A 26,096-nucleotide genomic window follows, 5' to 3' on the forward strand; every position below is an offset into this window, starting at 1 on the left:
GCTTTATTTTGTATTTGCCTTTATCCGTAGTTGCTCCACAATTTGAGCAAGGGTAACAGAAGCGAGTTCATCCTCCATAGCCTTCTGGGCATTAGAGAATTGGGGTAATAGAATGGATTCAATGTTCATTCCTACAGAACAATTGGGGTCAGTATCCTTGTGGATTTTGAAAAGCTGGTCTCCGTCCACCGATTCGACTGCTTGGAAGATATCCAGTAGCGTTAACTTTTCAGGAGATATCAGAAGAGAGGCCCCTGCAACTCCTGGTTTTGTATCGATATAACCCGCTTTCTTGAGCTGGGCCATGATCCTTCTAATGACTACAGGGTTACTATTGATGCTACGCGCAATTCGATCGCCTGTACTGTAAAGCGGGTCCAGCGCGATCATGGAAAGAATATGGACGGCCATCGAAAAGCGACTACTTATTTGTTTCAATCTACTCACCTTCTTTGCTGAATAGTATAGTTTCTTTCATAGAACAGGTCAATCGACGGCTTCGTCACCAGGCAAACAGAGTGGATGTGAGGAATTGTCAAAAACCACCCGCTATGAACTGCACCTCCAATCGTTAGATAGCCTCCAACAATTTAAGATACAGCTCACCGAGCGCGTGGTTACGATTTTCCTTATCCTAATGGAAGGTAATGAATTGGTGCTTATGTTTCTATGGAAGAGCAGTAATCACGATATCATCCACGAAAGCTGTGTTGTCCCCGGTTCCCGAAGTTGCCACAAACCGAATTTGATGTTTTCCGGGCTTGTTGAGCTGAAAGGAGTTCGTGGTGAACTCGGCATAAGCACCGCTTGTCGGTATAAATGAACCGAGCAACTGATCATCCATGTAGACATCAAAGGACTGTTGCCCCCCAAAACTGCTCCGCTTCGCAGACTGAAATTGAATGGCGTAGTGGCCTGCTGGGAAAATCAGCGATTGGCTGAACTCGCCCTGCTTGCCATTCAGGGTCTGCAAGTATGCAGCTTGCGTGCCTTCAGGCGCGTTGGAAGCACCGAACACACTGCCATTGCGAATGCGGCCTGCATTGTTTTTGAAGCTCCAGCCGTCACCGCTTGCCACAGCTACTCCGTTCTGGGACGTGACGGTTGGACTTTCGAATCCGCCATGTTGCAGAGCGGCATAGTCAGGAACGGCAACCTTTTCTATGGAAACCTGATCAATAAACGTTGCACCTGTGCCTGTCCCTGTTGCGGAAAATAGAATCGTATGCGATCCAGGTTCAACGGTAAACCAATCCGTAGTGAAGGATTCGTAGGTGCTGCCAGACGGCGTAATCGTTGCGACCGTTTGCCCATCCACTTCAATCTGCACCGGTTGAGCTTGCCCTGCATTCTGAGCGGCAGCTTTCAGGTTCATGACGTAGCTGCCTGCTGGAAACGTCAGCGACTGTTGAAATGAACCATGAACGCCATCCTGAGTTCGAACAAATGCAGCCTGAACCCCGGCAGGTGCTGGAGTAGAAGTCATGCTGCTGCCACTTCGCAATATCCCCGCCTGATCATTGAAGCTCCATCCAGCAGTTATGCCGCTCACCGTGCCAGACGGATCAGTAACTCCAGGTGACTCAAAGCTCGAATTGGTGATATAAGGGTCTTCCGGAGTCTGTGGCAACGTAATTCGTACATCATCGATAAAAGCCGTATTGTCACCATCCGTCGTTGTGGCTACAAACTTGATCGTGTGTTTGCCCCCAGCGCTCTCGAAGGGCTCCGTTCGGAAAGTTTGGAAGTTGCTGGATTCAGGCCGATACGAGCCAATAACCTGATCATCGAAATAGATGTCAAAGGACTGCGTGCCGCCAAAGCTGGTGCGTTTGGCCGCCTTGAACGACATTTGGTATGTTCCCGGCTTGAAATGGATCGACTGTCTTATCGTGCCGGAGACGCCGCCATCCGTTTTCAGATAACCTGTCTGTACACCTTGAGGCGCAGCAGTAGCCTGGAATGGACCGTTGTTATGCTGTACGCCGGAGCGGCTGTCGAACACCCATCCGTTGGTCATGGGTCCCGGTCTGGCCGATGTGGTAGCCGGTTTTTCAAAACCAGCGTTGAAGAACGTGACCACAGGAAGCTCATCCGGTATTTCGAGGTTAACAAAGCATCGCTTGTCTACACCCGGAATCGGATCGCCCAGCATGGCACTTGTACAGGCAACGCCGTTTTCCTGAATGGAATAATTAAATAATCCGTCTGCACCGTATGCGACAACCGCTTTCCCCTGAAAATAACACTCTCCGCCGTTTTCGATCATGCACAGCTTATACCCGTCCGGAGCGCTGCTGATTTGTCCAATCTGATACAGGGAGGACACCGTGCCGGATGGTTGCAACCCATTTTTGAATGCTTTGGCTTTGTAGTGTGCAAGCGAACCTTCGTTCAGAACAATCGGTCTGACATACAGGGAAGACTGGGCTGTAGGCTCGCTGCCGTCTGTCGTGTACCGTATTTGCGCTCCGCTCGTCGTTGTCTCCAGATAGAGCACTTCGGAGCTAGGGAATATATGCCGATCCAGACTGAATGTTGGAACTTCAACTTTACCCGCCTGTGAAGAAGGCAGGACGCGTACGAGGGCGACACCATACGCCGATGGATCGGCCGTGCTGGTTGCACGAACGGCAATCAACGTTTCATCCGTCACCTGAGGTGCCTGATATACGCCGCTGCTGCTGTTAATGGTGCCGTTGTTCTGTCCGACCACGCTCCAAGTCACACTTCCGGTATTATCAATTACTTCTGCCCCAAGCGTGATGGAGTCACCTGAGCGAACCGTAGGATTAACTTCATCCAGCTTGACCTGGGTCTCGGCTGGTCGGGTCGTGTAGATGATCACATTGTAATCTCCATCCACGTTGGTGTCTGTCAACGAATTCCCTCCTGGAAAAGTTGCTGCAACCGGAGGAAGAACCGCGTTGGCTTCTTGAACAATATCGTTGTTGTATACAAATTTGCGGAACGTTTGATTCACCGCAGTATCGCCAAAATTCAGCTTGATTTCTTTTTCCGTGCCGGCTTTGGTCTCCACAAGCACGGTATAATTGCCGTCGTCGCCTCTGAACGCCGCAGCGCGTACATCGTTCGAACCGCCCGTGTCCACAGCCAGAACCTCGCTATGCTCGGGAATATAACGGTTCAGCATGCCTGCGATATAAAATGTTTTGCGAGGGGTCAGCCCCAGAACAAGCGCATCCCACATCGTATATGTGCCGTTCGTTCCGCCGGTAGGATCATTGGTCCAAACCCCGTTTAACTGCCACATGAGGGCTGATTTCACACCCATATTGGCGGTTTGGATGACCGAGTTCGCATATCCCGCATCCCAATTGCTCGCCTGATCATCTGCCCAGCCGAATTCGGTCAGGTGGAGCGGCTTGTCGCCAACATACCCTTTCCGCAGCGCAAAGGCGTTGCCGAGCCCTTCATACGATTCTCCATATACATGGAAGCTGTATCCATCGATGGCGTCATCCGCATATTGCTTCATGTACTCAATCCAGGCCGGAGCGCCCGTCTCTTCAGGACCCCAGATTTCGATCAGATCGCGCAGACCATCCACAGTCAGCCTGGCACTCGTTTTATTCACCATTTCGGCATAATAGGCTTTCTGGTCACCGGGAGCCTCAAAGTCCCAACTGCCGTTCGGTTCGTTATAAAACGTCAGATATTTCACGTTGTCGTAACCGCGGTTCAGTATCAATTCCTCCAGCAGGGCAGAGGCAGAAGCGGCATAAGCATCCAAATCAGCTGGCGCACTCGTCCATGGATCAATGCCCGGTATTGTGAACCAGTCATGCACAGTCGATCCGACTTTCCAACCAAAGTTTAGCTCAATTTCGGTTCCGGCAGCCTTGAAGGCGTCGAGATATTTGTAGAAAGCTTTCATTTTGGCACTGTCCCATGTATAGGTTCCTTTCGCGGGTTCCATCCAGTCGATCTGAAACCACACTCTGGCCACCTTGGGCTGAATGGTCTGAATTCGCTTGTTGTCTACCTCCCAGTGGGCTTCCGAATAGCCGTATTGAGTTTGCCCGGGCATGAGGGCCGTAGGAATGGTGTTGACGCCGACGCCGAGAAAATCATCCTGAATCACATCACTCGTATCCATCGTAATTGTGTGGCTGGTACGGTTCAGATTCTGGCTCTCGTTCTGATCCGCATAAATGAGGGAAGGAGCGGGAACAAACGAAGCGAGCATGGTGGATATAAGGAACGGAATTGCCCATTGTGAAGCTAAACGACCGGATCTACTTTTCATTTCAGCTCTCCTTTTTCATGGTTTACCGCAAGGGCTACTCCATGAGGTGGTTTAAGACAGTCGACTTGCGGCACTTAAAATGATAGCGTTTACAATATAAGTAAGATTTGAATTATCCATGGATACAGTTGAAAAAATAACGGCTGAGGTTGAACAAAACGAAGCCGGGTTGAACGATTCTGCTTGGTAAAGGCCCTTTACGAATACAAATGTGCATTTTATGCTTTTATTAGAGAGTGTTTCGTCAGAAACATGAAAATGATCGTCATAGCAATGCCCATGGAACTGTAAAAATAGGGAGGGTCCAATAACATGTCAACTAATCCATACTCTACCATCACTGCGCTTCAGGTTTCCGACACCGGTCGCTATCTGGAAACGTCGGAAGGAGTCCCTTTTTTCTGGCTTGGTGACACGGCTTGGGAACTTCTGCATCGTTTGAACCGGGAAGAGACTGAACTGTACCTTCGTACAAGGGCCAACCAGCGTTTCACGGTCATTCAAACGGTGCTGCTGGCCGAGTTCAGCGGTACCACAACGGGCAATGCTCAAGGCAGACTGCCTTTTCATATGGACGAGAACGGTCAACCTGAACCAATCCGTCCGGATACCGATGGACCTTATTCCTATTGGGATCATGTAGACGCTATGCTTCAACTTGCAGGCAATCTGGGTCTGTATGTTGCACTGCTCCCGACTTGGGGTGACAAGTTCAACAGGAAGTGGGGGAAAGGCCCAGAAGTATTTTCACCGGAAACGGCCTTTGATTACGGAAAATGGCTGGGAGAGCGATACGCTGAATATCCTCAGATTATCTGGGTACTGGGGGGAGACCGTCCTCTGGAGACGAAGCGTCATTTCGACATTGTCACGTCCATGGCACAGGGGCTGAAACAAGGCGGTGCCCGGCAACTAATGACGTTCCATCCACCGGGATGCGAGTCATCTTCTCGCCAACTGCATGATGAGCCGTGGCTTGATTTCAACATGATTCAATCCGGACACGGGGAGCGGGAGATTACCAATGATAGACGTGTGCAGCAAGATTATGAACGTAAGCCGGCGAAACCCACGCTTGATGCCGAGCCATGTTACGAGGATATCCCTGTCGGCTTCCGGGGTGAACAAGGTTATTTCGATGCAGCAGATGTGAGGAAAGCTGCGTATTACGCTTTATTTGCCGGTGCGCTGGGTCATACGTATGGACACCATTCCATATGGTCAATGTACCAAGGTCCGCATGATCTCATTGAATCGAACAGCCAAGGGGATTATTTCATTATGTCCTGGCGGGAAGCACTGCATCGTCCTGGTGCGGAGCAGATGCGCCATGCGCGTGCATTACTCGAAGGGGAGCTGGGCCCGGATTGGAGACCCAATTCGAATCTGATTCATCAGAACCGTGCAGGCGCAAATCATGCCGTAGCTGCGCAGAGTAAATATAACGCTTACATTTATCTAGCCAATGGCTTGTACGTCGATGTCGTCATGGGGTATATTGAGGGCAAGAAAACAAATGCCATGTGGTTTTGCCCCAGAACAGGAGATACAACCAAGGTTTCTTCAGATTCAGATTCTACAATACCGAATCAAGGCATTAAACGTTTTGCAGCCCCAACCAGCGGAAGAGGGAATGACTGGATTTTGATTTTGAAGGGGGTCTAATGCATGTATAAGGTGATGATCGTAGAGGATGAAATGCTCGTTCGCATCGGACTGAAAAATTCCGTCGAATGGAGTAAATTCGGCTTGGAGGTTACGGCCGATTTCCCGGATGGCCTGGCCGCATGGGATTATTATGAGCGCGAGAAACCCGACGTGGTCATTACCGATATCAGTATGCCCAGAATGGATGGAATGGAGCTGATCTCCAACATCCGCAAGCAAGACAAACATACACGCGTCATTGTGCTGTCATGTCTGGAAGAATTTGAATTGGCTCGCAAAGCACTGACACTGGATGTGTCCAGTTATATTCTTAAACTAACCATGACCGAAGAAGAGATTGAGCAGGTACTAACAGGGGTCAGGGAAGAGCTGGATCAGCAGCATATCCCACCCCAATCGCAAAAGACAGGGACGGCGTCTCCGGATATGGAGCTTGTGAAGGAAAAGATGTTTAAAGATTTTATGTTCTATCGCATCTTCTCAACGCAGGAATTCGCCAGATTCGTCTCGGAGAGCGGTCTACGCCTTTCGCCCGTTCGTCTCGTCGTGTGCGTAATGGAAGTGGATCGATATGCCTCGCTCAAGGAACGTTTTCGGGATGAACACGGCCACTTGGTCAAGATGTCGCTGTTAAACATTTTAAGCGAGATTATGTCCGGTTATAAACGGGGAGAGGCGGTTCAGATCAACGATCGGCATTACGCGCTTGTATTGCATTATGCCGATATACTGTCCGAACAATCCATCGTGCAGGAACTTCGGCAGTTGCTCGAACATGTTCAGGATACGATCCGTCATTATTTCAACAGTACTGTTTCGTTCGGGATCAGCAGCATCAACGGGGGATATGACTCGCTGCCGAGACAATATGCCGAGGCACAACGCGCATTGCAGCGTAAATTCATCACCGGCCCCGGACAACATCATCAAGGAATAGGGCGTGCAGACCATTCGGGCGTGCTTGAACGACTTGAACGGCTTCGAAGCCATACACCTCTTCGGGAATTGCTTCCTTCGCTCAAACAGAAAGAATATGACGAATTCCTGGATGAGATTGAACGCGGCATGAACGAAGAGCGAAAATCAATGGAGATCACGATTTACCAGTTTGTGCAATGGATTAATACGAATGTATATGATCATAACAATGAAAAAACGCTGCTGCTTAGCATGACCGAACAGTTGGAAATCTGTGACACGATGCCGGATATGCTTGACCAGGTCGTTATCTATATTGACACCTTGGTTGATTTAATTCGCAAGCGCTTACAAATGAGTGATGAGATTACCCGCGCCATTGAGTATATCAAACGTCATTATACCGAAAACATCAGCCTCCAGATGGTTGCAGACCATGTAGGTCTTAGCATGGGGTATCTCAGCAACCTGTTCCGGAGAGAGCTGCAGATCACTTATATTGATTATGTGAACCGTTATCGGATTGAACGCGCCAAGGACCTGCTTGCCCAAAATCAACTGCGCTCTTCCGATGTGCCGGCTCTGGTCGGCTTTTCGCCCGAGTATACGTATTTTAGCAAGGTATTCAAAAGAATCACGGGTCTTAATCCGAACGAATATCGGCGCCAAACGACGCTCAAAGACAGAGGGTGACATGAATGAGAACATCCGTCAAATCCCTGTTTGTCTCCAGACAGCTCCGAACACAGCTTATTCTGTATATTATGGTCATCAGCCTCGCCGTACTGGCGGGGGCTTCTTATTTTATTTATTCCTTTATGCAGAACATGATCAAAATCCAGAACGAACGGTTGCTCTACCAGCAATTCCAACAGCTTGACCATAACATAGGCGGCCTGGTGAAAGAGATCGATCGCCTATCCATGCTTTTTCTGCGGGATGATCACATTCAGCAGTTTTTGTACAAAATTTCGGAGAAAACGGAAGAGGAATTTCTCGAATCGAAAAACGACGTGCAGCGGGTCATTGCCGATTTCATCGACAACTACAACTATATTGACTCAATTTATATTACGGCGGATAATCTCGGGGCAGTAGGAGGTAGTCAGAAGCGGACGCTCGTTTACGATCGGGTCGCATGGCAGCAGAGCTTCTTTACTTCCGAGCCCTTCCGTCAAACGCTCGAACAGTACCCTCATCTGGTTATGCATTCCGGGATCAAAAAATCATTCTACAATCCGTATCTGACCGGAGAAGACGATGGTTACCTGATCAGCCTGATGCGTGGCACGCGTGCCATCTATGATCCAACCACAAGCGCCACCTTGATTTTTAATATCGATGAACGGTATCTATCATCCATCTACGCTACGGCGCTGAACAGTGAAGAAGGCGACATGTATATCGCCAGCGCTGAGGGAACAATCATTTCGGCCAGTGAAGCGGATCGGGTCGGTACACAGAGCCACTTCACACCGGGAGCGGAGCTGACGGACGGAGATTACGGAAGCCTGGATGACGAAAAGGCCGGACGCAGCATGCAGGTTGTATATTACAAACTTCATGACGGCGGGTGGTACCTGCTGAAAGAAATTCCGCTCAGTCAGTACGCAGACCAGATTCTGGGCGTTCAACGAATGCTTGTACTCGTGTTCACGATTAGTGTGCTTGCGATATTCATAGCCTCCTATTTCTGGCTTCGCAAAATCATTAAACCCCTCAACCAATTGTCTAGCAAAATGAAAGACATGAGCCGCGGTGAACTCGGGGTTACCGTCGATCACGTTCCGAATAATGAGCTGGGCACGGTCATTCGCCGCTTTAATGAGATGTCGCTCAGCATGGTAGAACTGGTGGACAAAAACAATGAGATTCAGGAGAAAAAGAGGGAGCTGGAACTGGAGGCATTGCAGTATCAGATTAATCCGCATTTTCTGTATAACACCTTGAACATGATCCGCTGGATGGCTGTCATTGTGAAGGCGGACAACATCGTAAATACGATTGTAGCACTGGGCAATATATTGCGCCCCGTATTCTCCAGCAAAGACTCCATGTGTTCTCTGCGGGACGAACTGTCGTATCTGGACAATTATCTGAAGATCATTAATATGCGATTCAACAATAATATTACATTTACAATGGACGTGGATGAAGAGTGGATGGATTGTCAGGTGCCACGTTTTATCCTGCAACCGCTGCTGGAAAATTCCATTGCTTCCGGCAGACAGAGTGAAGATTTTGCCATTCAGATTGGAATTACGGCCTCAGTCAACCAGGAACGTCTGATGCTGAGGGTCACCGATTCCGGCGTCGGAATGGATGCAGAGAGCATCTTAAAGTTAAACGAAAAGCTGGCTAAGGGAGAATCGCCCAAATCCACTGTTGGCGGGAGCGGAATCGGACTGAATAACGTCAATAAACGGATTCGTTTGTATTATGGACCGGACTTCGGCATTCATTTCGTTCCGGCCGATCAGGGCGCAGAGGCCATCGTTACCTTGCCTGTACATCGATGATAGAAGAGGAGCTGCGGCTTCGAATGATCCATGCTCTCGTGAGCTTCGCCGAAAGGCAGCACATGAGGGCGTTTTTTGCATATTGGAGCACTGCTTATTCGTTCAAGCGGAGTCTCAAAATTGTTCAAGTCGGCTCGGAGGGCAGCTTTGTTTTTTTCAAGCAAATCAGGAGATCTTTCATTCAAGGACCATCAAGAAAGCGTTATCATATGAATAAGCCAATACGAAAGCACACGTACAAAGGAGAAATTCATATGCAACGTACCAAGACCCTGAACAGAGCCGTAACCCAAAGGACCGGCAAGCTGAATCGCAAGGACGGCATACACCTCCTGCTTCTGGCCACACCATTTGTACTGTTTACGCTGGCCTTCAGCTACGTACCTTTATTCGGATGGATCTACGCATTCTTTGATTACAAACCAGGCATCCCACTTCAACAAACCCCTTTTCTGGGGCTGGAAAATTTCCGCAACATGCTGGATGATCCACGGATGGGACCCGTGCTGGCGAACACGCTGGCACTAAGCTTGTTGTCCATTGCAACCGCTCCCGTACCGATGCTGCTTGCCATACTGATCTCGGAAGTCCGCTCCGGCTGGTTCAAAAGGCTGGTGCAGACCGTCTCTACACTACCGAATTATATTAGCTGGATCATCGTATTTTCCCTCGCATTCAGCATGTTCAGTACGGAGGGAGCCGTCAATTCCATCATGATGAAAACGGGGATCGGCAGTCCACCCGTGGATATTCTTGGTAACTATGACCGGGTATGGACGGTGCAAACCTTGCTGTTGCTGTGGAAGTCCGCAGGATGGAGCGCCATCATCTATCTAGCTGCCATCGTTGGCATCGACAGCGAACAGTATGATGCAGCCAAGGTGGATGGCGCCGGGCGCATGCGTACGATCTGGCACATTACGCTACCGAGCATCATGCCGACCTTCATTGTGCTTTTGCTGCTCTCTGTCAGCAACCTGCTGTCCGCAGGGTTTGAGCAATATCTCGTATTCAGCAACGTCATGATTGCAGACCGGATCGAAGTGCTTGACCTCTACGTGTATCGGCTCGGATTGGTGACAGGTGACTATTCGTACTCGACGGCTGTGGGCATTTTCAAAACGGTAATTAGCGTTCTGCTGCTCTTCAGCGTCAACATTCTATCCAAGAAAGTTCGCGGTCAAGGCATCGTCTGACCCCAGGGAAAGGAGCAAAACAAACATGCGCACACAACCCGCAGGACAGACGCTTCGTCCCGTCCGCCATACCGATTGGAAAGACCTTACGTTCACCCTTTTTAATTACATCGTGCTGTCCTTGATTGTCATCATCACCATCTATCCGTTCTATTATATCTTCATCTATTCAATCAGCGATCCCATCGAGGTTCAGAAAGGGGTATATTTCTGGCCAGCCGGCTTCTCCCTTGAAGCATACCAAGCGACGGTGAAATTGCCGGGCATCATGGACGCTGCCATTGTCAGTGTCTCCCGGACCGTGCTCGGAACGTTAATTACGGTGTTCAGCTGTTCCTTCTTTGCTTATCTCATTACCAAAGAAGAGATGCCATTCCGCAAAATCATTTACCGTTTTGTACTGATCACCATGTACTTCAATGCAGGCTTTATCCCATGGTATCTGACGATGAAAACGTATGGATTGCAGAATAATTTCCTGCTGTACATCATTCCAAGCGCGATGTCGGGCTTTAACATCATCTTGATCAAAACGTTCATCGAACAGCTACCCGCATCCCTGGAGGAATCGGCCAAGATCGATGGGGCCGGGTACTTCCGGATCTATCGCAGCATTATTTTCCCGCTGTCGATGCCGATTATCGCCACCATTGCCGTATTCTCCGCCGTAGGTCAGTGGAATACCTGGTTCGACAACTTTTTCCTGGTGGAAAATCCGAAGCTGCAAACGTTGCAACTGGTACTCTACAACTTCCTGAACCAGTCCAGTAACCTGTCCAACATGACGACAGATGAGTTGACCCGCGGCGATGTTGTCCGGACGCTCACACCGCAGTCCATTCGCATGACCATTACGATGCTTGTCACGCTGCCGATTGTCCTGGTGTATCCGATGCTGCAGCGGTATTTTGTCAAAGGCATCATGATGGGAGCCGTCAAGGGTTAAGACTGTAAAAGGTGCAATCACACCGGATTATCCGGCAATCGCCGATAATTATAGAAGAAGAAACAGGAGGGTTATGACATGAGAACTAAAAAGTCGTTCCGCCAAGTAATTGCACTGCTCATGATGACATCGTTGCTGCTGGCAGCTTGTACGGGCAGCGGCTCGGGAACGGGCCAGACCAGCACGGGGGAAACCGGTTCGTCAGATACCGGCTCGGACAAAGACCTCGTGACGCTGCGAGTGCTCATCATGGAAACCGGCTCCAAGTGGAATACGCAGCAGAACAACGAAGTGGCCAAGGCTATTGCCGAGAAGATCGGTGTCAAAATTGAATACGTTGAAGCAGATGAAAACAAATTCAATGTATTGCTTGCTGGCGGCGATCTGCCCGACCTGGTACGTACAGACGTGAACAAATATCAAAAACAGTTAATTGAAGGGGATCTAATCGTTCCGCTCGACGATCTGCTCGCTACATCCGGCAAAGACATCACGGCGAACATCGGTACTGTGGTCGAATACAGCAAAAAGAACTGGAGCAACGGCACCGGAAACCTGTATTTCCTGCCTCCCCAAGTGCAATCCAAACCGGGCACTTCCATTGCGCCAATTACCATAGGCCCGACGATTCGTTGGGACTGGTATAAGGAGATCGGCACCCCGGAAATGGCCACAATGGATGACTTGCTGGACGTTGTAGGAAAAATTGTGGAAAAGCACCCGCAGACCGAAGACGGCAAAAAAGTGTACGGCGTGTCCATGTGGCAAGATTGGGGATTATGGCCTTATACGATTCCGCCAATTATCTTTACCGAGAATGTAGGCACGACAAGCGACCTGACTGCAGCCAAAGTTGGCGGTAGCGATTTCATCAGCAACTTGACCGACGAATCCTCCAACTTCTGGACTGCACTTAACTTTTATAACAAGGCTCAACGCAGAGGATTGCTCGATCCGGATTCCCTGACGATGAAGAACAATGACTACATGGCTAAGGCAACTGCAGGACAGATCGTTGTTGGCCCCGCCACCTGGGCGATGGGGGATTTCAATGCACAGCATGCCAAGGATGGCAAAGGTTATCTCGTTGTACCTGCCGGCAAACTGGCCTGGACGGGTGCAGTCAATCCGCTCGGATGGCAGGATAAAGCCTACAGCATATCCAAAACATCCAAACATCCTGAAAAAGCGATGGAATTCCTCAATTATATATACTCCTATGAAGGTGCACGCACCATGTATAACGGCGTAGAAGGAACGCACTGGAAGATGGTAGACGGCAAACCGACACTTACGGACGAAACACTCGCATTGAAAGCAGCAGGCGGAGCTCCATACGAAGCAACTGGACTTTCACTGGATCGCAACATCATCGGTCTGGGCGGCGACATGGTCAATCCTGATGACAAGATGCCAATCGACCTCTTTACCTCGGAGGAGGCGCTGTCCAAAGCGGCCACCCCGCTTGAGAAAGATTTTGCAGAACACTATGGCGCTTCTTACTCGGGAGAAGTATTCAAAAATTGGATCGATCAAGGCAAACTAAATACGTTCACCACCTGGATGGACGGCATGACGGACGAGGAGATCGTACAGCGGAACACCGTTCCAGGCGTAACCTTGGACGACAAATTGAAGAAACAGGAAGCAGAACTTAAAGAACTGGCAGCGCGCGAAGCGGCCAAAGTGATTCTTTCCAAGGATGAACAGGCATTCGAAGCAAATAAACAGGCTGCACTTGCGGCATTCAAAAAAGCAGGAGCAGATGAGTTTACCGCTTGGTATAACGCCGAAGTGCAGCGGCTTCGTCAAGCTCACGGGCTGTAATACGACTTCGCTCGTAACGACAAGCGTCACGAAGAGGAGCTAAAGCTGTGAAGTTTTAGCTCCTTTTCTTTTAAAACATTCAGTCAAACGGGAGTTGATACAGCCGTGGAGCATATTTTATCGACTGGCGGGAGGGATCTGCCGACGGAACGGAAAGAGAACGCTGTTCAGACGGAAGCATTCACGTGGCATGCCTCATGGATCTGGGGAGAAGGCGAGGACTGGCCGCGCAACGAATGGCGTTGTTTTCGCCGGGAATTCGAATGGCATCATGGGGACCATGGAAGCGCTGAGGTAACCATTACAGCAGATGCCCGATATGTGTTATATGTCAACGGAGTGCTGTGCGGAAGAGGACCCAATCGCTCTTGGCCTTTTGAACTTAACTATCACGTGCATGAAGTGGGCCATCTGCTGCATTCCGGTCATAATACGCTGGCTGTACTTGTTATCAGCTATGGTGTAGCTACGTTTGCGTATTTGCCGGGAAGGGGCGGGCTTCTCGCTCAACTGGAGTCCGTTCGCTATGAGGCTGATGGGAGTTACCTGAGAAAAGAACTCATCGTGGGTACGGATGCATCCTGGCAGACCGCTCTGCATGATGGATATGAACGAAGGGCGGCACGCATGTCCTGTCAGCTTGGCTTTGCCGAACAGATGGATGCTCGCTGCTGGAATGATCGTTGGCAAGAAGTTGACACCTTGACGCTCGAAGAGCAAGGAATCTGGACTCCTGCCCGCATCATTGGCACGCCTGGCGATGCGCCATGGGAATGCTTGGTCGCAAGTGATATTCCGGAACTGACGGAGCAAGAAGTATGGCCTGTCCGAGTGGAATCATTGAAAGAAGCAACTCTTGTGTCCTGGACGCATGTGCTCGATGTACGCGAAGCGATGGAGCCGACAAGTCGGATGCACGCCAATCCGGTATCCTTTGCCGGTTATGTCGCAGCGGTCATTCGGGCAAGTGGCGAAGCCGAAGCAGTTGTCGGATTTTTCAGCGCGTTCCATGCTCTGCGCGGCATCACGCTTAACGGCTCATATTACCCTGCATCAGATATGGAGGGAGAACGGCCGCGCAGGCTTCAGCGAGTTAGGTTGCGGCAGGGAGAGAATCTGCTGCTGATCGAGCTGGCAGGGCAGGATCATGGCGGAGGACTGCACTTTGGAATCGACTGCGATGTTCCGTTTACGGTTGTATCGCCATTCGATGATGCGCCAATAGGCAACACACCGTTTGTCCTGATTGGTCCGTTTGCCACCCTCGTGCATATCGACCACCAGCCGGATCGCGATCCCATCCGTGCATATCAGGGCTTTGGCGGAAATCTACCTCTGGACGAAAAGGCATTTCCGGATGCCGAGGTATATCTGCGATGCCGCAGCTTGGCTGCCACCCCTGAGCTTGTTCCATTCCGCGGCTGGATGAAGCCATTCCCCGAGAGGCTTAGCTCGGAAGCTTCAATCTTTGCGTCCAGCATCTGGAAGATACAGGAGCAGGCGCGTCCCGTTCCTGCGGACTTGCAGCAGATATGCGTCGCCAATCGGCAGCCGGCAATCGTGCCGACAAGCTCTGGCGGAAGGAGCACGGAGCTGATTCTAGACTTTGGCCGCGAATGGTCGGGCTATCTGCGATTCGAGGTCGATGCGGGGGAAGGCACCGTCATCGACGCGTATGGCTTCGAGTATATGGACGGTGACTGGCGACAGGATACCTTTGGTGTGGATAATACGCTTCGCTACGTATGCCGCGAAGGCAGACAACGCTACGAATCGCCGATTCGGCGCGGACTTCGTTATCTCATGCTTACCATACACGGAAATACGAGACCAGTACGGCTGTTCGGCATTAGCCTTGTGCAAAGCAACTATCCGGTGACAGAGATCGGCCGATTCCATAGTTCGGACGCGATCCTGAATGACATTTGGGAGATCAGCAAGCATACTACCTTACTGTGCATGGAAGATACATTTGTGGATTGTCCCACGTATGAACAGGTATTTTGGGTTGGCGACAGCCGTAATGAAGCACTCGTGAACTACTATCTATTCGGTGCAACAGATATCGTACAACATGGTCTGCAGCTTGTTCCGGGATCAAGCCGGCAAACGCCGCTCTATGTGAATCAGGTACCTAGCGGCTGGAGTAGCGTGATTCCAAACTGGACGTTTTTCTGGGTCACCGCTTGCCTTGAATATGTCCGACATACTGGAAGCAGGGACTTTGCAGCGAAAATCTGGCCAAAGGTAAAGTTCACGCTTGATCACTATATCTCACATATCGATGCCAGAGGACTATTGTTCATTGAAGCCTGGAATCTGTTGGACTGGGCACCATTGGAGCAGCCGAACGACGGAACGGTCACCCATCAAAATGCGATATTTGCGCGCACGTTGGCAGATGCGGCCCAACTGGCCGAATTGGCAGGTTGCGCAGAAGACAGCCCTTACTACTGTTCCGCATCGGAAAGAGTAACCCGCGCCATAAACAATCATCTATGGAGTGAGGATCGGCAGGCTTATATGGACTGCATTCATGCCGATGGCTCTCTTTCCAGCACCTATAGTATGCAGACGCAGGTCATGGCGCTGGTTACCGGCATTGCAGTTGATGAGCGAAAGGAGAAGCTCAACGCATATTTAACATCGCCACCTGAAGATTTTGTAGCCATAGGCAGTCCGTTCATGACGTTTTTCTATTATGAAGCGCTGGTGATGCACGGCAAGACGGATCTAATGCTCCGGGACATGAGAGAGAAGTTTGGGGAAATGGTGAAACATGAGGCGACCACTTGCTGGGAGATGTATCCGGGATTTGCCGAGAATCGGCCCCATCCGAAATACCTGACACGCAGTCATTGCCACGCCTGGTCGGCAGCACCAGGTTACTTTTTGGGAACATCCGTGCTCGGGGTTCGCCCGATTGCAGACGGTTGGACACAAGTTAAGGTTGCCCCCCAGCCTTGCAATCTGCAATGGGCGAAAGGAGCTGTACCTCTGCCTGGCAACGGAAGGATCGACGTGAAATGGGAGATTCGGGAAGAGGAAGGTAGCGAGTCCACGTTTCATTTGGAGGTATGTGCTCCGAAAGAAATTGCAATTGTGATGGAAGCACCTGAAGGATACCGACCAGTACTGGTACACAGGACATTATGAGTGCACATGCAAAGCGAAACTGATCAAGAATGGAGAGTTAGCGCGATGACACACATCTCATATTACCGTTCAGATGAAGGTAAACGCTTTCTGGACGAAGTTCAGGACGAGGCCTACGTCCGTTCCTCGCTGCATGGGGATGCATGGGTGGAGAAGGACAGCCACATTCCAATCCACTGTACGACAGACAAAGTGCACATTTCAATAGCACCCCGCCATGCCGATGCAGAGCCATCAGCTGATTTCACATATACCAATCACCACAACGCTCGCAATTCTGCCTTCAAAGAAACATTACTTTTGTCCGGAATCTGGCGTATGAAGGGAGGCGAGGCAGCTGATCATGGAGATCCGGCGCCTGCGACAGGCTGGTTTGGACGAAAAGCCCAGGCAAGTGAAGGCATGCGGGAACGCTGGTACGAACCGGATCACGATCGGAGCGATTGGCTGGAAGTTAGCGTGCCCACAACGGTGCAGAAAGCCCTGGTTGATCAGGAACTGCTCGATGATCCCCACTGGAATACCAACACGATCGATGAACTGGAGAATCACGGTATGCCTGAAGAGACCCCCGTCTGGTTCCGCAGGACATGCGTGGAATGCAAGGAATGGTGGTTTGCTACGTCATTTGAACTGCCTGAAGAATGGGTGGGAGGCCGACTCTCCTTACAATTCGACGGGATCGACTACTCGGGCACCGTATTTTTTAATGGCGCATCACTGGGACATCATCAGGGCATGTTTGGCGGCCCAATTCGTGATATTACAGACTTGGTTCGACATGATAAATCCAATGTGGTTGTTGTTCGACTGGACCCTGCACCTCAAAGTTGGAACGGCCTGATGAAGCCCAGTCCGGGCTTTGGCTGGCATTATGGACACCTGATTTCACTCGGCATCTGGAAGGATGTACGGGTGGTGGCCGAACCGGACATCGCTTTGCTTGATCCGTATGTTGTAACCCTGTCCCACACCTCGGATGAAGCTGTGCTTCACTTGGAGTTTACGGCTGAGAGTAATCTCGTTGAGCAAGTGGAATTATCCATCAAAGGCTGTATCCGATCGAAGAAATCGAAAACGAGTGTGGATTCATTTGACCCTGATAACCAGACACTTTGCCAAAGGGATACCCATTTTACGTATTCCATTGAAGTGCCATATGGCAGCAGCAAATTCAGTACCGTAATCAGACTGACTGATCCCGAGGTTTGGTGGCCGACGGGTTACGGGGAACAGCCTCTCTATGAGCTTGTGTTATCTGGATCCAATTCTGAGCCCATTAACGTTGGCGAAGCTCACACGTCTTTTGGCATCCGTACGATTGAAATGCGTCCTATGAACGATGCCGCACCGGAAACGGAATATCGCTGGCAGTTTGTCATCAATGGCGAGCCCATGTTCATCAAAGGCGCGAACTGGTGTTGGCCTGATGCCATGCTTGACCATCAGAATGGGCAGTATGAACGGCTGCTGGAGCTCGCCCGCAGGGGAAATGTGCAGATGCTCCGGGCATGGGGCGGCGGCTTGGTGGAAAGTGACGAATTTTATAATCTGTGTGATGAAAAAGGCATTATGGTCTATCAGGAATTCCCGCTCTGCTGGGGTCCACCCGATTCACCACTGACGGACCTTGGCATTATTGACCGCCAGACCACCATTTCAGTAAAACGGCTCAGAAACCACCCTTCCTTGATCATGTGGGGGGGCGGCAATGAAAACGGCAATCATGGCGGTGCAGACGAAGGATTATTTTTGGTCGGAAAAAGATGCCGCGGATACGATCCGTCCCGTCCGTTCCATCGAACCGATCCATGGGGCGGAAGTGTGCATAACTGGAACGTATATCACGGGGGTGAATCCCTGGATGAGGCAACATTAGCGATGCCATCGGTATTTTACGGCGAATTCGGCATTCCAAGTCAGACCAATGTTTCAAGCTGTCTGCGCTATATGCCGGAAGAAACGTTGGCGTCATTTCCTCCAACTGAGGAGAGCAGGGGTTGGAAAGCGCATTTTCACCAGTTCGGTCTGAAGGATGTCATTAAAGTCATGCGCTACGCGGCGTACGGACCGATCCGCAACTGGCAGGACTACATCACGTATTCTCAGACCGCTCAAGGTGATGCGATTCGACTGACCGCTGATGTACAGAGGGCGGGAACAGGAAGAGATAAGAGCGGCTTCTGGTACTACAAATTCACGGATTGTTTTCCCGGACATTCGTGGGCGGTGGTCGATTATTACGGAACAGCCAAGCTTTCCTATTATCGTGCCAAACAGGCTTCACGTCCGCAAAATGCCTTCATCACCTGCACCAAACTGGATGCGTGGCAGCCAGGTGAGATATTCCGCGCAGCACTGCATGTCGTGAACGATTCGCGTAACGCTCTTATCAATGCAGCTATCCAAGTCTCGATGTACGATAGTCAATTAACCGAGGTGATGAATTGGAATTATCCGGCTCTAACCGTGAAGACCGGGCTGGCGAGCTGTATCGATCAACTGGAAGTCACGTTGCCGGAAGAATCAGCAATTCGGCCGTTCTTGATTGTCGTCACGCTTCATGAAAGCAATGGAGATCTTGTGTCCGATCAGTGGTATTGGTTCAATGCCCAGCCGAAGACTCCTGAGTTGATCACGTTTGAGAGAGAGCACCGCCATCAAGCAAACGAATATCCTGGCGATGAGGCTAAGCAGGCATTTGCATTGTACGCCGAACTCTCCGATGCACCGCTGCGTGAACTTCCGCGCACTACGCTTGAATGGTCTGTCGAGACCCAAGACCAGAGCGGTTTCATTGTCATTCGAAACATGGGAAACGTGCCTGCGATTCGAGTGATGATTCACCATTTTCCAGACGAGTGGAGTTGTTATCTGGATGACAATGATTTTGGATTGCTTGCGGGAGAAGAGAGACGTATCCCGTTTGAAATCGGGCCTGACGTGATCCTGGACGGCATTACGGTAAGTGCCTGGAATGCGTTTGAGATATCCCGAAGTGGCGTGCCTATCACAAGTAAATCGTGCTGACTGACAGGAAGGAGCGACAACATGACATCCATGAAGAACATGGCGGAAACGAAGGAGAAATCCGTATCTGACGAATGGTGTGCCAAGTGGATTACACGCCCGGTAGTCCAGCCTCATGACTGGATTTCATATCAGGCGGAAGTCATTCTCAGTGTGGAAGAAGGCGGTGCAGCATTTCTGTTCGGTTATCGTGACGAAGGCAATCACTGTGGTATTGAACTGCTTGAGCCTGAAGAAGATGCACAGCAGACACACGTGTGCATATACCGCGTTGAAGAAGACGTACGCCAGGTTCTGGGGAAGATGGTTTTACCTGCACTGCACAAACTTCCTCAACGTTTATCACTCAAGATAAGTACGGAAGCCGGGGAATGGCAAGTATCCATCAATGAACTTTACACGCATCGCTGCATGGCAGCAGCTTATGAAGGAACGATTGCATTCCGGACGACTGACGGGCAAAAGGCAACCTTCCGTGATCTAAGGCTCAGCGGGAGTGATGGCCGCGTGCTGTACTCCAACCGCTTTTATGATCCGAAGACGACTCATTTTACCACAGATACGATTAGCCCTTCGGGGAATGGGCTTGTGCTTGAGGAAAATATGCTGTCGATCTGTGAGGCACCCATTCCAGTTGACAGCCCTCTGTTTCGAAAAACATTTGAATTGCCATCGTCCGCAGTTGAAGCCAGATTGCGCATCTATTCGGTAGGTTGGTATGAGCTCTGCATCAACGGGAACCCGGCGGACAACCGAGTTCTGGCTCCAGCCAATTCGCCCTATTCCCGCAGAATGCTCTATGACACCTATGACGTGACCCATCTGCTTCAAGACAAAGATAACGTACTCGGCGTGTGGCTCGGGAATGGTTACCATTTCAATTATTCACGGTGGGGATGGAAATGGAATCAGGATAAAACCTTTATCATGCAATTGGACCTCCAGTTTGAGGATGGCAGCAAGCGTACGATTATAACCGATGAATCTTGGTCATTCGCGTCAAGCCCGATACGTTCCAATGATATCTATGACGGAGAGTCCTATGATGCACGACAGGAGCACATCGGTTGGGATCAACCGGGATTTCTTGAAAACGGAAAGTGGTCGAGGGCAGTAACTGCCGAACCACCTGTCGGCAAGCTTGAAGCGAACATTCAACCTCCTGTTGTACCTCACAACCCGGTCGAGCCCATCGCTGTCTTAAGGCCACGTCCAGGCGTGGGCGTATACGATTTTGGTCAGAACATGGCAGGGTGGGTTCGCATTCAGGTAACAGGCCCGGAAGGCAGTCAAGTGATGCTGAGATACAGCGAACTGGTCGATGAACAAGGCAACATTGATCCCTGGACGAATCGAAATGCCAAAGCAACCGACACATACATTCTCCGTGGGGAGGCGGAAGAACGTTATGAACCTCGCTTCACGTATCATGGGTTCCGTTATGTGGAAGTCAGCGGTGAGGCAGATCATCTTTCCATTCAGGCCATTCCCATTCATGCAGATGTAGAGCCGGCAGGCAGCTTTGAAAGTTCGGATGAAGGACTCAATCAGCTCTACAGCAATATTCGATGGTCGTACCTCAACAATCTGGTCAGCATACCCACGGACTGCTGTCAGCGAGATGAACGTACGCCTTGTCTCATGGATTCCGCAGTTGTGGAGGAAGCCGGCATGCACCATTTCAATATGCAGAATTACTATCGCAAATGGCTCGGAGATATTGAAGAAAGCACGACCAACCCGGACTGGAGCGGGGACAAAGTGTTTCTTCCTTGGCGTCTCTATCAGCATTATAACGATCTGGATATCTTGCTCCAGCGTTATCCGTCCATGAAAGCATATATTGACCATCTGCATCAGGAGTGGCCACACCATCAGGTGAGGGATGGCTTTGGGGACTGGTGTCCTCCCAATGATGATGGTTGGGAAAATTACTTTCACGAAGTCGAACTGGTGAATACAAGTATTTACTACAAAATCACGTCCATTGTTGCCGAAACGGCGTTGATCCTGGGCTTGAGCGCAGATCATGAACATTATTCGACGCTGGCTCGGGATATCAACCAGGCCTTTCATCGAAAATGGGACGTGGGGAACGGCGTTTACAGCAGCGGTTCCCAGACCGCTCAGCTTCTGCCGCTCGCTTTTGGCATGGTGCCGGTCAAAGAGCGGGCCTCAGCCGCAAAACGGCTTGTGGAAGCTATTGGGGAACACGACGGTCATCTTCATACAGGCATCTATGGCACCAGATATCTGATTGACGTACTGGCGGACTACGGATACATCGATGTTGCCTATGAGCTTCTGAGCAAAAAGGAATATCCCGGGTTCGGATACCAGATTGAACGCGGAGCAACGACGCTCTGGGAGCAATGGAGCGAGAAAGGTGGCATGCATTCCCATGACCACGCCATGTTCGGGGGCATCAGCGTTTCTTTTTACACGCGGCTGGCTGGTATTAGGCCCGACTCTCCCGGTTACGAAAAAATATGGATTGAGCCGATGATCCCCTCGAAGTTGGAAAGGGTGAGCGCTTCGCTCAGGACGGCACATGGACTCATTGCAGTAACTTGGAAAAAAGACGAGGCAGGGCTTCATATGGAGGTGACGATCCCTGAAGGAACCACAGCCACGTTTGTCGTGCCGGCTGATATGGTAAATGCCGTGAATCTACGCCGTTCTCACACATTGAACCCGGGACAACACATCTTCTCCATCCCAATCCATACGATCCAATAAAATATGCAGAAAAGGGGAAATACAGATGACGGATATGAAGCATCGTTATGAGAGTGGATTTCCAAAGATCGGCATTCGCCCCATCGTGGATCGCCGTAAGCTTGTAAAGGCTTCACTGGCTGAAAGCACGATGGAACTGGCGCACGAAGCTGCTGCTGCGATTACCTCCATTCTCCGAAACCCGGACGGCTCCCCGGTGCAGGTTGTCATCTTTGATACATGCATCTCCGGAATGAGCGAAGCAGCCCGTTGTGCCGAACAGTTCAGGAAGGAAGGCGTCGGGGTCTTGGTCACAGTTGCAAACGGTTGGTGTTATCCACTTGAAACGATGGAAACGGACCCAACCCTGCCGCACGCCGTCTGGGGATTCAATGGCACTGAACGCCCCGGTGCGGTCTACCTGGCTGCGCTGCATGCGGCGCATAATCAGAAAGGCCTGCCCATTTTCAAAATCTACGGCAGACATATTCAGGATCTGGAGGAACGCAAACTGCCAGAGGATGTTCGGGATCAACTGGTCCGGTTCACTCGTGCGGGTCTGGCTGCTGCACTGCTGCGAGGAAAATCCTATCTGTCGATCGGCTCCGTCTCCATGGGCATCGCAGGTTGTATTGTAGACGAAGATTTCTACCAGCGTTATCTGGGTATGCGCAATGCCTATGTAGACATGACTGAGGTTACGCGCAGGCTGGAGAAGCAAATCTATGACGAGCAGGAATTCCACTCAGCTATGGCTTGGGCCGATCTTCATTGCAAGGAAGGGCCTGATCCCAATCCGGAGTCGGTTCAAATCGATCCAGAGAGCAAAAAGGAGAACTGGAAAACTTCCATTCGCATGACGTTGATTGTGCGTGATCTGATGATCGGCAATCCCAAACTGGCCGAAATGGGATACGAAGAAGAGGCGTATGGTTATAATGCCATTGCTTCCGGGTTTCAGGGACAGCGTGAATGGACCGATCACCTTCCCAGTGCAGACGTGCTAGAGGCGATTCTATGCAGTTCATTCGACTGGAATGGCACTCGCGAACCCTACATGGTCGCCACCGAGAACGACAACCTGAACGCCATCACCATGTTGTTCAATCACTATTTGTCGCATACTGCCCAGATTTTTGCGGATGTTCGTGCATTTTGGAGCCCGGAAGCCGTGAAACGCGTAACAGACTGGCAGCCGGTTGGTCTGGCTACGGCAGGATTCATACATCTGATCAATTCTGGACCGGCAGCGCTTGATGGAACGGGAGAGCAGCTTCGCGACGGTCATCCCGCGATGAAACCTCACTGGGAGATTGATGAGAAGGAAGTTCATGCCTGCCTCAATGCGGTTAGCTGGCGACCAACCTATATGGACCAATTTGCAGGCGGAGGCTATTCTACCGATTATACAACGCGTGGGGGGATGCCCGTCACCATGGCACGCATTAACCTCATAGCAGGGCTGGGGCCGGTGCTTCAGCTTGCGGAAGGGTATACGTTGGAGTTGCCAGAGGAAGTGCATCAACGACTGGATCTGCGAACGACACCAACGTGGCCAACAACATGGTTTGTCCCGAATCGGGTAGCAGGTGATCCGATATTTGATGACGTCTACAGCGTGATGGAAGCCTGGGGTTCGAACCATTGTGCTGTAAGCTATGGCCATATCGGAGCCGACTTGATTACACTTGCGAGCATACTGCGCATTCCGGTTAACATGCACAATGTTGAAGCAAAGCGCATTTTTAGGCCCAGCGCCTGGTCAGCATTTGGCACAAAAGATCATGAGGGTGCAGACTATCGTGCATGTGCTGCATATGGCCCGTTGTATGGCTGAGCAGAGAGGATGACAGGATTGGAAATGCTTTGTGACTTTGGAAGGTATTCATCTAATGACTCGGAGGTTGCAGACATATGACGACCCATTTACAGCCTAAAGGGATTGGCAATATGGAGAGGTTCGACTTGCTTCCTGTATTAAAAGACGGTGTGCAGGTTCACTATGAAGGAAGCATCGACAAGCAAGGACGCAATGCGGACTGGGATTGGTGGCTTTATAAGGACAAGGAGGAATGGGTGATTTTTGATTATTGCGGTCCAGGATGCATCTATAATTTTGTCCAACACCGTTATCCCGAAAGTCCGGAACCCACCTTTTCTTTTTATTTTGACGGCGAAGATACGCCCCAATTTGTAATTAAGGCCTCCGAATTCGGGAGTAAATTTCCTTTCGTAACTCCACTGGCAGACGCTTATATTGGACCCGAGGACAATGGGCGTGGACCGATACGCGTCGTTCGAAGTTATGTGCCTATGCCTTTCAAGAAATCATGCAGGATTACTTCGGATATTCAACTAAAAGGAGCAGCCAAAGGGGATGGCGGTTGGGGCCATGTCGTTTATCATTCCTATGATGACTCTGATCAAATATCTACGTTCACGGGAAAAGAAAACTATTCCCCGCTGATCGAAATATGGTCTCGGGTTGGTGAAGATCCCAAAACAGCCGTGAGATGCAAATCCCGATATTACGAAATGCTGGCCGTTAAAGCAGGAGAGAAACGAACCATTCTGGAAGAGGCGGGTCAAGGCAGTATCGCCTCCATAAGCGCTGCGTTCGATCCCCACTCCTTTGCATCTGAAGACCTGCAACACCTCTGGATCAAAGCAAGCTGGGATAAACATGAGCAACCGGATATTTGGTGCCCCATAGGTGTATTCTTTGGCAACGAGCTTGGATTCAATCCTGTCGGCGTACTCTCGCATGGAAGAAGAGGGGACGAATCATTCTATAACTATTTCTCCATGCCGTACTGGGAGCATGCGGTGATTGAACTGGTGAACAAAGGGAACCGTGACGTTTTGTTATCCGAATTACACATTGAATTTACAGCAGAGCGAAACGCTGTTTATGAGAAGGGTCGAACCGGTTATTTTCGCACATCGAAATATTATGAACGCAAGGCAACACTAGGGTCGGACAGCATCATCGGTCAGCTCAAGGGAAGAGGACACATGGTAGCTGGGCACGTAACAGGCTTTACCCGTAAACCGGGCACAGTCAGCTGTGAAGGCGATGTCCGTATCCACATTGACGGCAATGCAACACCACAAGTTGAGAGCGACGGTTCCGAGAGCTGGGTATGTTATGGTTGGGGGTTTCCCACGCCGCCCGAATGTAATCCATCCAGCGCCTATGACGGAATCCCTGACAACCCATGGTCCATGGTCAGAATGTGCAGCGGTGACTGGTATCCGTTTCAGACGGAGCTTGTATTTGGTATCGAAGCAGGCGAGTATAACAACCAGTATCTCGAACATTCAGGCATTCTGTTCTACTATGGTGTGGACGAACCCGGAATGGTTCTGACGGACGAAATGGATATTGGCGATCCGATATCGGAGAGGAACCATGATTACAAAACAGAAGGCAGCCGCGGTTACTATACTCTGGATTCAGCTTATGAAGGCGACCAAGACGATATCATAATTCGTGACAGCGGTCATGAAACAAATGGTTATAGTGAATTCACAATCCGTATCAGGGAGGACAACAGAGGCGTAAGACTGCGGCGGCGGTGTGATCAGATCACAGGCAGACAACGGGCCTTTGTTCATGTAGATGGGGTGAAAGTAACAGAAAGAACGTGGTACACGGCGGACCGAAATCCCTATAAACGATGGCTGGATGATGAGTTTGTAATCCCTGAATCCTATACCAGAGGAAAAAAGGAGCTGCATATTCGAATCGAATTCATTCAGGACGGCGAGGCCAGAGCATGGAACGAATTCCGTTATTGGGTATATACGATGATTTAGAAGAACGGAAAGATGTGCTGGGCGTTCGA

At 50.5% G+C, this 26,096-nt stretch carries 13 protein-coding genes; 11 read left to right on the top strand and 2 right to left on the bottom strand.

Annotated features, from left to right (window positions below):
* Positions 1–3: 3 nt before the first annotated feature.
* Together NLBNIHML_RS03145 and NLBNIHML_RS03150 are read right to left on the bottom strand one after the other, a co-directional pair.
* Complete coding sequence (locus tag NLBNIHML_RS03145; RefSeq protein WP_479491866.1) at positions 4–438, bottom strand: Rrf2 family transcriptional regulator; 435 nt, start codon at positions 436–438, stop codon at positions 4–6.
* 229 nt (positions 439–667) lie between these two features.
* The gene (locus tag NLBNIHML_RS03150; RefSeq protein ID WP_494353751.1) at positions 668–4,270 is read right to left on the bottom strand and encodes a chitobiase/beta-hexosaminidase C-terminal domain-containing protein; all 3,603 of its coding nucleotides are present in this window, start codon (positions 4,268–4,270) and stop codon (positions 668–670) included.
* A gap of 312 nt (positions 4,271–4,582) precedes the next feature.
* Here NLBNIHML_RS03150 and NLBNIHML_RS03155 point away from each other — a divergent pair, with 312 nt between their 5' ends.
* The 11 genes from NLBNIHML_RS03155 (at position 4,583) to NLBNIHML_RS03205 (ending at position 26,067) form a co-directional block, all read left to right on the top strand.
* Positions 4,583–5,935 (top strand): glycoside hydrolase family 140 protein, encoded by a 1,353-nt coding sequence (locus NLBNIHML_RS03155; RefSeq protein ID WP_494353752.1) that lies wholly within the window; start codon positions 4,583–4,585, stop codon positions 5,933–5,935.
* 3 nt (positions 5,936–5,938) lie between these two features.
* Entirely contained in the window at positions 5,939–7,549 is a 1,611-nt protein-coding gene (locus NLBNIHML_RS03160) for a response regulator (RefSeq protein ID WP_339255462.1), read from the top strand.
* 5 nt (positions 7,550–7,554) lie between these two features.
* A complete protein-coding gene (locus NLBNIHML_RS03165; RefSeq protein ID WP_494353753.1) occupies positions 7,555–9,375 on the top strand; it encodes a cache domain-containing sensor histidine kinase in 1,821 nt (606 codons plus the stop codon).
* A gap of 254 nt (positions 9,376–9,629) precedes the next feature.
* Positions 9,630–10,571, top strand: coding sequence for an ABC transporter permease (locus NLBNIHML_RS03170; protein WP_253436441.1), 942 nt, complete (start codon positions 9,630–9,632; stop codon positions 10,569–10,571).
* A 25-nt stretch (positions 10,572–10,596) separates the two neighbouring features.
* Positions 10,597–11,517: a carbohydrate ABC transporter permease gene (locus NLBNIHML_RS03175; RefSeq protein ID WP_494353754.1), complete on the top strand. Its 921-nt coding sequence runs from the start codon at positions 10,597–10,599 to the stop codon at positions 11,515–11,517.
* Positions 11,518–11,595: 78 nt separating this feature from the next.
* Positions 11,596–13,344: an extracellular solute-binding protein gene (locus NLBNIHML_RS03180; RefSeq protein WP_494353755.1), complete on the top strand. Its 1,749-nt coding sequence runs from the start codon at positions 11,596–11,598 to the stop codon at positions 13,342–13,344.
* 105 nt (positions 13,345–13,449) lie between these two features.
* Positions 13,450–16,500: a family 78 glycoside hydrolase catalytic domain gene (locus NLBNIHML_RS03185; protein WP_494353756.1), complete on the top strand. Its 3,051-nt coding sequence runs from the start codon at positions 13,450–13,452 to the stop codon at positions 16,498–16,500.
* A 45-nt stretch (positions 16,501–16,545) separates the two neighbouring features.
* Positions 16,546–19,530 (top strand): glycoside hydrolase family 2 protein, encoded by a 2,985-nt coding sequence (locus NLBNIHML_RS03190; protein WP_494353757.1) that lies wholly within the window; start codon positions 16,546–16,548, stop codon positions 19,528–19,530.
* Between the two features lie 21 nt (positions 19,531–19,551).
* Positions 19,552–22,269 (top strand): family 78 glycoside hydrolase catalytic domain, encoded by a 2,718-nt coding sequence (locus NLBNIHML_RS03195; RefSeq protein WP_494353758.1) that lies wholly within the window; start codon positions 19,552–19,554, stop codon positions 22,267–22,269.
* A 25-nt stretch (positions 22,270–22,294) separates the two neighbouring features.
* Complete coding sequence (locus tag NLBNIHML_RS03200; RefSeq protein WP_494353759.1) at positions 22,295–24,085, top strand: L-fucose isomerase; 1,791 nt, start codon at positions 22,295–22,297, stop codon at positions 24,083–24,085.
* A 77-nt stretch (positions 24,086–24,162) separates the two neighbouring features.
* Positions 24,163–26,067 (top strand): DUF2961 domain-containing protein, encoded by a 1,905-nt coding sequence (locus NLBNIHML_RS03205; protein WP_494353760.1) that lies wholly within the window; start codon positions 24,163–24,165, stop codon positions 26,065–26,067.
* The last annotated feature ends 29 nt before the right edge of the window (positions 26,068–26,096 follow it).

The organism is Paenibacillus sp. JNU01, from assembly GCF_059130585.1.